This window comes from Paraglaciecola sp. (genome assembly GCF_030730205.1).
Classification (GTDB): Bacteria; Pseudomonadota; Gammaproteobacteria; order Enterobacterales; family Alteromonadaceae; genus Paraglaciecola.
The window spans coordinates 116,431-128,524 of the sequence record NZ_JANQVQ010000029.1; the positions used below are offsets into that span (position 1 = coordinate 116,431).

At 44.8% G+C, this 12,094-nt stretch carries 12 protein-coding genes and 1 pseudogene; 11 read left to right on the plus strand and 2 right to left on the minus strand.

Features of this window, described 5'->3' with window-relative positions:
• Window positions 1–56: 56 nt before the first annotated feature.
• Window positions 57–512, minus strand: coding sequence for a DUF1294 domain-containing protein (locus NWQ57_RS03165; protein ID WP_306020580.1), 456 nt, complete (start codon window positions 510–512; stop codon window positions 57–59).
• Between the two features lie 390 nt (window positions 513–902).
• Between NWQ57_RS03165 and NWQ57_RS03170 the strand changes: the two genes are divergently transcribed.
• Window positions 903–1,679: a DUF1206 domain-containing protein gene (locus tag NWQ57_RS03170; protein WP_306020581.1), complete on the plus strand. Its 777-nt coding sequence runs from the start codon at window positions 903–905 to the stop codon at window positions 1,677–1,679.
• 31 nt (window positions 1,680–1,710) lie between these two features.
• On the opposite strand, the gene NWQ57_RS03175 is transcribed toward NWQ57_RS03170, so the two are convergent.
• The gene (locus NWQ57_RS03175; protein ID WP_306020582.1) at window positions 1,711–2,904 is read right to left on the minus strand and encodes a LysR family transcriptional regulator; all 1,194 of its coding nucleotides are present in this window, start codon (window positions 2,902–2,904) and stop codon (window positions 1,711–1,713) included.
• A 137-nt stretch (window positions 2,905–3,041) separates the two neighbouring features.
• Here NWQ57_RS03175 and NWQ57_RS03180 point away from each other — a divergent pair, with 137 nt between their 5' ends.
• The 10 genes and pseudogenes from NWQ57_RS03180 to NWQ57_RS03225 form a co-directional block, all read left to right on the plus strand.
• Window positions 3,042–3,731, plus strand: coding sequence for a 4-carboxy-4-hydroxy-2-oxoadipate aldolase/oxaloacetate decarboxylase (locus tag NWQ57_RS03180; protein WP_306020584.1), 690 nt, complete (start codon window positions 3,042–3,044; stop codon window positions 3,729–3,731).
• Window positions 3,732–4,814, plus strand: a complete 1,083-nt coding sequence (locus tag NWQ57_RS03185) for a 4-oxalomesaconate tautomerase (protein WP_306020585.1) — start codon at window positions 3,732–3,734, stop codon at window positions 4,812–4,814.
• A 45-nt stretch (window positions 4,815–4,859) separates the two neighbouring features.
• The gene (locus tag NWQ57_RS03190) at window positions 4,860–5,879 is read left to right on the plus strand and encodes an amidohydrolase family protein (protein WP_306020587.1); all 1,020 of its coding nucleotides are present in this window, start codon (window positions 4,860–4,862) and stop codon (window positions 5,877–5,879) included.
• Window positions 5,876–6,766 (plus strand): amidohydrolase family protein, encoded by an 891-nt coding sequence (locus tag NWQ57_RS03195; RefSeq protein WP_306020588.1) that lies wholly within the window; start codon window positions 5,876–5,878, stop codon window positions 6,764–6,766. The genes NWQ57_RS03190 and NWQ57_RS03195 overlap by 4 nt, the downstream gene beginning before the upstream one ends.
• Before the next feature lie 15 nt (window positions 6,767–6,781).
• On the plus strand, window positions 6,782–7,168 hold the full coding sequence (ligA, locus tag NWQ57_RS03200) for a protocatechuate 4,5-dioxygenase subunit alpha (protein ID WP_306020589.1): 387 nt from the start codon (window positions 6,782–6,784) through the stop codon (window positions 7,166–7,168).
• Complete coding sequence (locus tag NWQ57_RS03205; RefSeq protein WP_306020591.1) at window positions 7,168–8,007, plus strand: class III extradiol dioxygenase subunit beta; 840 nt, start codon at window positions 7,168–7,170, stop codon at window positions 8,005–8,007. The genes ligA and NWQ57_RS03205 overlap by 1 nt, the downstream gene beginning before the upstream one ends.
• A 6-nt stretch (window positions 8,008–8,013) precedes the next feature.
• Window positions 8,014–8,955, plus strand: coding sequence for a Gfo/Idh/MocA family oxidoreductase (locus NWQ57_RS03210; protein ID WP_306020592.1), 942 nt, complete (start codon window positions 8,014–8,016; stop codon window positions 8,953–8,955).
• 31 nt (window positions 8,956–8,986) lie between these two features.
• On the plus strand, window positions 8,987–9,973 hold the full coding sequence (locus NWQ57_RS03215) for an aldo/keto reductase (protein WP_306020594.1): 987 nt from the start codon (window positions 8,987–8,989) through the stop codon (window positions 9,971–9,973).
• A 107-nt stretch (window positions 9,974–10,080) separates the two neighbouring features.
• The gene (gene pckA, locus NWQ57_RS03220) at window positions 10,081–11,721 is read left to right on the plus strand and encodes a phosphoenolpyruvate carboxykinase (ATP) (RefSeq protein WP_306020596.1); all 1,641 of its coding nucleotides are present in this window, start codon (window positions 10,081–10,083) and stop codon (window positions 11,719–11,721) included.
• Between the two features lie 129 nt (window positions 11,722–11,850).
• Window positions 11,851–12,094, plus strand: a pseudogene (locus NWQ57_RS03225) (sulfite exporter TauE/SafE family protein); the annotation flags it as partial.

Consider the following 12,094-nt stretch of genomic DNA (forward strand, 5'->3'; position numbering starts at 1 on the left):
GTTAATATTGCTCCCTAAACTCAGTGTCGTTTTTCAGTTTACTTGGGGTGTTTGTACTAATGACTTCGATGAAGTTCTAGTAAGGCAGGTATAACCACTTGGCAAAACGAAATATCACAGTGCTCTTTAACCCAAGGCAAAATACGATTATGGGCCGAATGAAATAAACGTGCGCTACTGGAAGAATGGAACCAAATCAGTAGACATAAGTTAAGAAACAACATGATGACAAATACAACTTTAAATGATGTTTTTTGGGTTTTGTGGCGTAAGGTGTGTTGCGCAATAATTGAACCTGGCCAGCCCGCGAGCAGTGACGAAATATGTAAATTTTTCTCTGGTACTCGCCATGTCCCTTTAGTCGCGGCTCTTTTATCTTTTGCATAAAGAAAATACGACACCACACTAGCGAACAAATATACAACACAAAGTAATAGCGGCGTATAGCCGTTCCAAAAGGAATACATCAAACCAATTGATAAAAGTAAAATTGGTGTGAACCATAACCTCATGCATCGTCCTCACATTTTGTTATTAAGCCATTTCTTGGCCACTTGTTTATTGTATAGGATGTCCATGTGACCCGCGACCTTCAATTTACGCCGCGTAGCAAGGCTTTTTTTCTTGCTCGCTAAGCCTAATTACAGGATCTGCTCATCAATTTTGCTTACCTTTTGTACAAGCGCTAGGACGATTGGGCTTAAATAAGCAAATTTGAGCTGTAATAGGTTTCAGCGCATTATAATTGCCTGTACATTAGTCGCTCACTCGCGAAATTTAATAGCTTTTGACGGCTAGAAGCTGGTGTTTACCTAACAAGCTGAGCTTTTATTAGTCAGCTAAAAGTAGGAGCAACGCTTTGCAGCAAAGCTGCGATTTTTGTAAAACAATGGAAGTATTTTATGCAGGAAGTTAAATCGAAAGCTTGGCGATATTTGGCAAAATCAGGATATTGCGCTCGTGGTCTTGTTTATTTTATGATTGGCAGTTTAGCCTTGATGGTTGCGCTCGGGATTGGGGGTAAAAAAACCGATACCAAGGGGGCTATCTCCACCTTGCTAGAACAACCTTTTGGCTGGTTTTTGCTTATTACACTGATAATGGGACTAATCGGCTACGTGGCTTGGCGTTTTTATCAAGCAATAAAAGATACCGATAATCATGGAACCAATTTTAAAGGCTTGTTTATCCGACTTGGCCTTATTGGTAGTGGTCTCTCATATACCTTTTTAAGTTACTGGTCGATTAAAGTCGCCTTAGGCATCGTGTCTTCCTCTGAGGATCAAAAGCCATTGGGAAGTTGGCTGAGTGCTGATTATGCACAAACCGCACTCCTTGCTATGACCATAGTGGTCGTCATTGTTGGGATTGCCCATCTAATCAAAGCGTGGAAGGCGAAGTTTGATGACTACATGGATATACCATCTCAACAGCGAGTTTGGATCATGCCGTTATGCCGGTCAGGCTTGATTGCTAGGGGCCTTGCGTGGTTGATCTTGGCGCTGTTGTTGTATCAATCAGCTATGGTAACAAAAGAGAATGATATTAAAGGTATGCAAGATGTCCTGCAGAGTGTGTCTGAAAATTACGCAGGCGCGTGGTTACTGGGAGGCATGGCACTTGGCCTAATGGCGTTTGGCTTATACAGTTTGCTTGAGGCGCTTTATCGTCGAATTTAATATTCAATTTACTTACTCTGTCACTTAAGGTTTAAGCATGCGCCAATAACTGCTTAACAATATCAAGGTAACGACTCTGCATTTGCGTGGGGTGCCAACTTTTTCTTAGGGTAAGGCCAATTTCACGATGAGTTCCAGGTAAAATCATCGGACAAACTGCAAGTAAACCTGCACGCACTTCCACTTCAACCTGACGGGCAGGAAGCAAGGCTGCACGTTCACTGTTAAGCAATATACCACGCACAGCAACTAACGAACTGCATTCGATAACATGAGAGGGTGGACTTAAGCCTCGCCCGGTAAATATTTGGCTAAATACATGGCGTGCAGGTGTGCTTTTAGCTGGTGCGACCCAATCAAGTTGTTGTAATTCGGCAGTTGAAATACTTTGGCGATTCGCCAATGGATGATCCGCTTTCACCACAATACTCAGCTGATCATCAAACAGATGAATTTGCCGCATGTCTTGTTGGGCTTGTAACGGACGAAGGGCACCGATAATAACGTCTAATTGGCCGTGCAACAGACTGTTAAATTGCTCACTGTAAGGGCCATCGATAATAGAAATTCTTGCATCAGGAAACTCACTATTGAGTTGTAAAACAGACAAGGGCACGATATCGGTACGAGCGAGGGGTAGGCTACCCACCCGTAACGAACCATCCATTTGGCCCATCGTTTCATTGATTTCTTCAACACCTTGTTGTAATTCCACAAAAAACAAACTGGCGTAGCGGCGCAATTGCTTTGCTCGCCAACTGGGTTCCACACCTGTAGGGGAGCGTTGAAGGAGTCTTTGTTCGCACACATGCTCAAGATCTTTAATGCTGCGATGCAAGGTGGGTTGTGATAAGCCCAATCGCACTGCTGCACCAGTGTAGCTTTGTAATTCAACGATATGAATTAAGGCCCTTAACTGACGAGTACTTACAGAGCGGATAAAGGTTGAGCGTTTAGCTTTATCTTGGCCAAATAGGATGCTGCTAAACTCTTGAAGTTGCTCAAAGGCTCGACTCACCCGCGTTAAAAAACGTTCGCCTACCTCGGTAGTCTGCATGCCTGAGTGAGAACGGTCAAAAAGCACATGCCCCAGTTCAGTTTCCAACTTATTAATACCCTGTGTTAAGGCTGATTGGCTAAGACAAATTTGCTGTGCGGCTTGGCTTAATGTGCCAAATTCGGTGATTTTTAACGCACACATTAGGTGCCGGGTATTGAAATTCACGATTGAAAAACCTTAATCAGCTTTAATACTTATTTTCTAATTATAGAAAAATCTAATGGAGCATGACAGCTTTCTAAAGTTTTTTTTACCTTTAGTTAACGCATACTCAGTGCATCAAAACTACATAGAGATAAATTATGCCTGTTTGTATTACCGATATCGCACGTCCTAGTGACCAGACGGTGGCAAAGTTTAAAAATGCTGAAGTCGCTACGGTGCATGAATCACAGGGCCGTAAGGGATTATTAGCTGAATATATGCGTCCTATCTATCGTCCTGCGCGCATCGCGGGTCCCGCAGTGACCTGTGAAGTTGCGCCGGGAGATAATTGGATGATCCACGTTGCGGTTGAGCAATGCCAACCGGGTGATATTCTCGTTGTCGCGCCTACCAGCCCCTGCGTTGATGGTTTTTTTGGTGACTTACTCGCAACTTCATTAAAAGCCCGAGGTGTGCTCGGTTTAATTATTGATGGTGGTGTGCGCGATGTGGCCACGCTCACCGAAATGGAGTTTCCGGTGTGGTCTAAGGCCATTTTTGCCCAAGGTGCGGTAAAAGAAACCGTAGGGAATGTAAATGTGCCAGTGGTTTGTGCCGGCGCCTATATTCGTCCTGGCGATATAATCGTGGCTGATGATGATGGCGTGGTGGTGGTGAAACGCGAAGAAGCTGATGCGGTAGATGACAATGTACAAAAACGGGTGGCTAATGAAGAGCACAAACGCAAAATTTTAGCCAGCGGCACCTTAGGTTTAGACCTATACAAAATGCGTGAGCGGCTAGCAGAAAAAGGCCTTGTTTATGTAAAACAGGGTGAGGAAGGGTAAATGTTACGCCCCATTCCTTGTTCTATTATGCGCGGTGGCACATCAAAAGGTCTGTATTTTTTGGCTGAAGATCTACCGTCTGACAGCGCCAAGCGAGATGCATTATTACTTAATTTGATGGGCTCACCAGATGAACGGCAAATTGATGGCTTAGGCGGCGCTCATCCCCTGACCAGTAAAGTGGCTATTGTCAGTCCGTCAACACGCGAAGATGCGGACGTCGATTATTTGTTTTTACAAGTTGTAGTGGATAAAGCAGAAGTCAGTGACGCGCAAAACTGCGGCAATATTCTTGCTGGGGTAGGGCCGTTTGCTATTGAGCAAGGTTTGGTTGGTGCAAACGACGACACGACTGACGTGCGTATCCATATGCTTAATACTGGCTCAAATGCAATAGCAAGAGTACAAACGCCTAATGGTCGCGTGAATTACGCAGGTAAGGCGGCAATTGATGGTGTACCCGGCAGTGCGGCCCCTATTTTAATTGATTTTTTGGATGTGGCTGGCTCAAGTTGTGGTGCGCTTTTTCCTACCGGTAATGCCCAAGACATGATTAATAACGTCGCAGTAAGCTGTATCGATAATGGCATGCCTGTGGTGCTGCTAAACGCCGCATCGTTTGGTTTGAGTGGCGCTGAATCGCCCGCTGAGCTTGAGGCTAACCTAGAACTGAAAGAACAAATTGAAGCGATTCGTTTAGAAGCGGGTAAACGCATGAACTTAGGTGATGTCAGTAAAAAGACCGTTCCTAAGATGAGTCTGATTTCACCGGCTTTACACGGAGGTGTTGTGAATACTAGAACGTTTATTCCACACCGTGTACATGACGCTATTGGCGTGCTTGGCTCTGTCAGTGTGGCTACCGCTTGTGTACTCAAAGGCACTGTGGCCTGTGATTTACTTAAACAAGAATTTGCTGATGGCAGTATCGAAATAGCCGTTGAGCATCCAACCGGTCAATTTATTGTTGAGATGGATGTAGCTGGCAGTGCGGATATCCGGCAATTTACCGTTAAACGCGCCGCTTTATTACGAACCGCTCGCATGTTAATGCGCGGTGAAGCCATGGCGTCAATAAGCTAAGCCAATGAGCGACAGAATCACTACCCGAATTAAGAGGACAACCCCATGATTATAGATTGCCATGGTCACTATACGACCGCGCCTGAGCCCTTACAATTGTTCAGAGAAGCGCAGATAAAAGCCTTTAAAGAAGGAAAAGCCTTACCCGAAGTGCCCCATATCACAGACGACCAAATTCGTGAGAGCATCGACAAGAATCAAATTAAACTGCTAGATGAACGTGGTTTAGATATGACAATTTTTTCACCTCGAGCTTCTGCGATGGCCCATCATATCGGCGATGAAGCAGTATCAAAACAATGGACCTCGGCATGTAATGATTTGATTTCCCGTGTGGTGGATTTATATCCGCAGCGTTTTATTGGCGTGTGTCAGTTGCCACAGTCTGTAGGCGTTCCCATTAAAAATTCTATCGAAGAATTAGAACGTTGCGTCGTCGAAAAAGGATTTGTTGGCTGTAACTTAAACCCTGATCCTTCAGGTGGTCACTGGAACTCAGCGCCTTTAACAGATCCCAGTTGGTATCCTTTTTACGAGAAAATGGTAGAGCTGGATGTGCCTGCCATGATTCACGTATCTGGCTCGTGTAATCCTAATTTTCATGCCACAGGGGCACACTACATGAATGCTGATACCACGGCCTTTATGCAGTTTTTAGAAGGTAATTTGTTTAAAGACTTTCCAGAATTACGTTTTATTATTCCTCATGGCGGAGGTGCTGTTCCTTATCATTGGGGACGCTATCGTGGTTTAGCGGATATGCTTAAACAACCTCCGCTGCGCGAACATGTGATGAAAAACGTGTACTTTGATACCTGTGTTTATCATCAGCCGGGTATCGATTTATTGTTTAAGGTGATTGATATCGAAAATATTTTGTTTGGTTCAGAAATGATTGGCGCTGTGCGCGGTATCGACCCTGAAACCGGTCACTATTTTGATGATACTAAACGTTACGTTGACAGTCTGAAACTGTCTGATGCAGACCGGACTAAAGTGTATTCAGGCAATGCGCGCCGTGTGTACCCCGGCCTCGATCGTAAATTAACAGGAATGGGTTTATGACACATTTTACAAAAGATGCAGACTGGTTAGACTGGCATCCATCTCCCTCTAAACCAAGGTTTATTGTGCCACCAGGCGCGGTCGACGCTCATTGCCATGTGTTTGGCCCAGGCGCTGAATTCCCTTTTGCCCCTGAGCGCAAATACACGCCTTGTGATGCCTCCAAAGCCCAGCTTTGGAACTTGCGCGATTATCTTGGTTTTAGCCGTAATGTCGTGGTGCAAGCCACCTGTCATGGCGCCGATAACCGTGCCTTAGTTGACGCACTAAACGCCTCCCATGGCATGGCTCGAGGCGTTGCTACCGTCAAAGAAAGTATTACTGATGCTGAACTTGAAACCTTACATCAAGCGGGTGTGCGCGGTGTGCGGTTTAACTTTGTAAAGCGCTTAGTCGATGCCTTACCCTTTGATTCGTTGAAGCGTATTGCCGCCCGTATTAAAGAGCTAGATTGGCACATCGTGATTTATTTTGAAGGACAAGAGCTGCCGGAGCTTTATGACTTTTTTACCAGTTTACCTACTACAGTCGTGGTGGATCACATGGGTCGCCCTGATGTGAGTAAACCGATTGATGGTCCAGAATTTGCCCTGTTTTTAAAGCTGATGGGTGATAACGAAAACTTTTGGTCAAAAGTAAGTTGTCCAGAACGCTTGTCGCTGCTTGGCCCAACAAAGCATTATGTTGATGTGGTGCCTTTTGCGCGTACCGTGGTTGAACAGTTTCCAGATCGCGTTTTATGGGGCACCGACTGGCCACATCCGAATATGAAAACTCATATGCCTGATGATGGACAATTAGTTGATATGATCCCAATGATTGCGCCAACCGCCCAGTTGCAACACAAGTTGTTAGTGGATAATCCCATGCGCCTCTACTGGTCTTAAGAGAAAGGAGTAAACATGTCATTAGCTAAACCTTATAAGAATATTCCCGGCACCACTATTTTCGATGCTGAAATGGGGCGTTTGGGTTATCACTTAAATCAATTTTGCATGTCATTAATGAAAGCAGAAAACCGTGCCCGTTTTAAAGCCAATGAGCGCGTTTACCTTGATGAATGGCCTATGAGCGAAGAACAAAAATTAGCAGTCATGGCGCGCGATTACAACCGGATGATGGCCACTGGTGGCAACATCTATTTCTTAGCAAAAATATTTTCAAGTGACGGTTTAAGTTTTCAATTTGCTGCTGCCACGATGACAGGCATGAGCCAACCAGACTATGCACAAATGATGCTGCAAGGCGGTCGTTCGCCTCAGGGCAACATGTATGAAGGAGACATTTAATGGCAAAAATTACTGCAGGTGTTGCTACCTCTCATGTGCCTGCCATTGGGGCGGCCATTGATAATGGTAAGACTCAAGATGCGTATTGGCAGCCCTTGTTTGCCGGTTACGATTTTGGTAAAGAATGGATAAAGCAGCAAAAGCCCGATGTGGTGATTTTGGTATACAACGATCACGCTTCTGCCTTTGATATGAACATTATTCCTACCTTTGCATTGGGCTGTGCGCCAACTTTTGCGCCTGCCGATGAAGGGTGGGGGCCGCGTCCAGTGCCCAGTGTTATGGGTTATCCAGAATTGGCTTCGCATATTGCTCAGTCGGTTATTCAACAAGATTTTGACTTAACGATTATTAACCAAATGGATGTGGATCACGGATTAACCGTGCCTATGTCATTGATGTTTGGTCAGCCAGAAGCGTGGCCTTGTAGAGTGATCCCACTGGCCGTAAATGTGGTGTTGTATCCCGCCCCATCAGGAAAACGCTGTTACAACTTAGGAAAGGCAATCCGCAAAGCTGTTGACAGTTTTGACGAAGATCTGAATGTGCAAATTTGGGGCACAGGTGGTATGAGCCACCAGTTGCAGGGGCCTCGGGCCGGATTAATTAATAAAGAATTTGATAATGCCTTTTTAGACCGTATCGTGGATGACGCTGAAAGTTTGGCCGACATGCCCCATTTTGATTATCTCAATCAAGCGGGCTCTGAAGGGGTTGAATTAGTGATGTGGCTGATTATGCGCGGCGCCTTAAACGACAAAGTGAAGCTGAAAAAACGTTTCTATCATGTTCCTGCGTCTAATACTGCGGTTGGCCATCTTATTTTAGAAAATGATTAGGAGTTGATGATGAAAGTAATAGTGGTAGGCCCAGGTGCCTTTGGTATCAAACATTTAGATGGTATTAAAAATATTGACGGCGTAGAAGTGGTTGCCCTTGTGGGTCGTTCTGCTGAGAAAACCCAAAAAGTCGCGGATGACTATGGCATTCCACAGGTTTTTACTGACCTGGCTGAAGCACTTAAAATTGACGCTGACGCGGTCATCTTGTGTACACCAACTCAGCAACATGCAGAACAATCCATTCAGTGTATGCAAGCGGGTAAACACGTTCAGGTTGAGATCCCTCTTGCGGATAGTTGGGCTGATTCACAAGCGGTGGTTAACACGCAGCAAGAGACCGGATTAACCTGCATGGTTGGTCATACTCGTCGCTTTAATCCCTCACACCAATGGATACACAAGCGTATTACTGCGGGCGAACTCAACATTCAACAAATGGATGTACAAACCTATTTCTTCCGACGCAAAAATATTAATGCCAAAGGCGAAGCGCGATCTTGGACCGATCATTTGTTGTGGCACCATGCTGCTCATACGGTTGATTTATTTGCTTATCAGGCTGGCAGTAAGATTGTCAAAGCCAATGCTATACAAGGGCCGATTCATCCTGAGTTAGGTATAGCACTAGACATGTCGATTCAACTGCAAGCTGAAAACGGCGCCATTTGTACCTTGTCTCTGTCTTTTAATAACGACGGCCCCTTAGGGACGTTCTTCCGCTACATATGTGATAACGGCACTTACATAGCCCGGTATGACGATTTAGTTGATGGCAAAGAAAGCGCGATTGATGTGTCGAATGTGGACGTATCCATGAATGGCATTGAGTTACAAGACCGGGAATTTTTTGCCGCTATTAAAGAAGGCCGTGAGCCTAATTCAAGTGTGGGTCAAGTATTGGCTTGTTATAAAGTGCTACATGATCTTGAACAACAATTGGCTTAATTTTTAGAACAAAACAAAGAAGGGCTTCATTTTGAAACAACGCGCTATTGCCGGACAATGGGTATCAGAAATAGGTTTGGGCTGTATGAATTTAAGCCATGCCTACGGTCATCCTTTAACAGAAAGCGAAGCCGCTAAGGTTGTCAATGAAGCCCTCGATATTGGTGTAACACACTTTGATACGGCTGCCCTATATGGATTTGGCCAAAACGAATTACTGTTAGGTAAATTACTTAAGGCGCAGCGCCACAATCTCTTTTTAGCCAGCAAGTGCGGTATGACAGGCGTAGACGGCAAGCGGGTTATCGATGGTCGACCAGCCACTTTACGTTTAACCATTGAGCAAGCTCTAACAAGCTTACAAACTGACGTGCTGGACCTGTACTACTTGCATCGCTGGGATAAGGAAGTCCCCATTGAAGACAGCGTAGGAGAGTTAAGCAATATGGTGGCTGAAGGTAAAATAAAAGCGATCGGTTTATGCGAAGTTTCTTCAGCGACCTTACGCAAGGCTCATGCGGTGCACCCGATTGCTGCGCTGCAAACTGAATACTCCTTATGGACTCGCAATGCTGAAATTTCAGTACTCGAAACCTGTAAGCAGCTCGGCACTGCATTTGTGGCGTTCTCACCATTGGCTCGTGGCTTTTTGAGTGGTCAAGTAAAAGATAAAAATGACTTAGTTGATGGGGATATCCGTAAGGGAATGCCGCGCTTTCAAGCCGAGCATATGCAAAAGAATCTGCCTCTGCTTACTGAACTTAACATGCTTAGTGACGAATTACATTGCTCGATGCCCCAACTCGCCTTAGCGTGGCTATTAGGCCAAGGTGAGCATATTCATCCTATTCCGGGCACCACAAACGTGGGGCATTTACGTGACAATATCGGCGCCTCTAAAGTCACGCTTAAGCAAGTACACATAGAGAAACTAAATCAGCTATTTGCTCCAGAATGTATTAGTGGACCGCGTTATCCAGCGGCTACCCAATTAGAAATTGATACTGAAGAATTCTAAAAATTGCCTAATTGGCACTCGACGATAATAAAAAAGTAAACCCATATAAAAATAATAAAAACCAAAAATTAACCTCTGTACCCAACTACAAAAAGGAAATTATCACTATGAGTGCTTTGCGAGAATCCGTCGACCACAGTGACGTACAACCCATCGATTTGTCTTCTATAGGCATTAATAATACTAGCGAAATTCTGTATAACCCCAGTTATGAGCAGCTATTTATCGAAGAAACCGCGCCCCATTTAACAGGTTTCGAAAAAGGCTATGTCACTGAACTAGGGGCAATTTCTGTAGATACAGGGGTATTTACAGGCCGTTCACCTAAAGATAAATACATCGTACTAGATGACACGACCCGGGATACCATTTGGTGGTCTGATCAAGGTAAAAACGATAATAAAGCGATGTCTCCTGATACGTGGTCACACTTAAAAGGCTTAGTGACTACCCAATTGTCAGGTAAACGCTTGTTTGTGGTTGATGCGTATTGTGGCGCTAATCAAGATACGCGTTTAAGCGTGCGGTTTATTACTGAAGTAGCGTGGCAAGCTCACTTCGTAAAAAACATGTTTATTCGCCCTAGTGATGCCGAGTTAGCTACCTTTGAACCCGATTTTGTGGTGATGAATGGGGCCAAAGTTGTCAATGACAAATGGCAGGAGCAGGGTTTAAATTCTGAGAATTTTATTGCCTTTAACTTAAGTGAAAAGATTCAGATCATTGGTGGCACTTGGTATGGCGGCGAAATGAAGAAAGGTATGTTCTCGATGATGAACTACTTTTTACCGCTAAAAGGTATCGCTTCAATGCACTGCAGTGCCAACGTAGGCGAAAAAGGCGATGTGGCGATCTTTTTTGGCTTATCGGGCACCGGCAAAACCACCTTATCAACGGATCCTAAACGCCAACTGATTGGTGATGACGAGCACGGCTGGGATGATAACGGTATCTTTAATTTTGAAGGGGGCTGTTATGCAAAAACCATTAATCTCAGTCAAGAGAACGAACCCGATATATATCAGGCGATCCGTCGCGATGCGCTGTTAGAAAACGTTGCAGTGGATGATAGAGGTAATATCGATTTTGATGATAATTCGAAAACCGAAAATACCCGAGTTTCATACCCCTTGTATCATATTGAAAACATTGTAAAACCCGTATCACGAGCCGGTCATGCTAATAAAGTTATCTTTTTAACCGCCGATGCTTTTGGGGTTTTGCCGCCGGTATCAAAACTAACACCAGAACAAGCAGAGTATTATTTTTTATCTGGTTTTACCGCTAAACTTGCTGGTACAGAGCGCGGAATTACCGAGCCAAGCCCGACTTTTTCAAGTTGTTTTGGCGCCGCATTTTTAAGTTTGCACCCGACCAAATACGCCGAAGTATTACGTAAGCGCATGCAAGACTCAGGGGCACAAGCCTACTTGGTTAATACGGGCTGGAATGGGTCGGGTAAACGGATTTCTATTAAAGATACCCGGGCAATTATTGATGCCATATTAGATGATTCGATTGAGCAGCATCCAAGCAGTAATTTACCTATTTTTAATTTACGCATCCCGCAAACCATTAAAGGTGTCGATACCCAAGTACTTGACCCCCGTAATACCTACGCCAGTGCACAGCAATGGCAAGATAAAGCGCAAGACTTAGCCGGCCAGTTTATCAGTAACTTTGTTAAGTTTACTGATGTGGACAATGGCAAAGCGTTGGTGGCCTGTGGACCACAGCTTAATAGCTGATCGGTCTTATTGCCCGCCAAAGCAGGTGGGGCGCAGGCTTCAACAAGCTAAACGTGGTTAATGTTGAATTGTTTTTAAGCAGACAATACGGCATTAACCTTTTTTATTGAGAGGGTGCGCGCTGATTCTATGGAGTTTTTAAGCAACGATATGTTAGGGCCCGCGGTGGCCGCGGGCTTGATCATTCTAGCGGGTTTTACTTCCTTAATAACCGCGGCTTTTGGGGCTGGCGGGGGCTTGTTATTATTGGTCGTAATGGCCTCTATCTTACCCATGGCCGTGGTGATACCGGTGCATGGACTAGTGCAATTAGGCTCTAATGCCAACAGAGCGGTGATGACTTTTCGCCATATTGATTACAAGTTATTGCTGT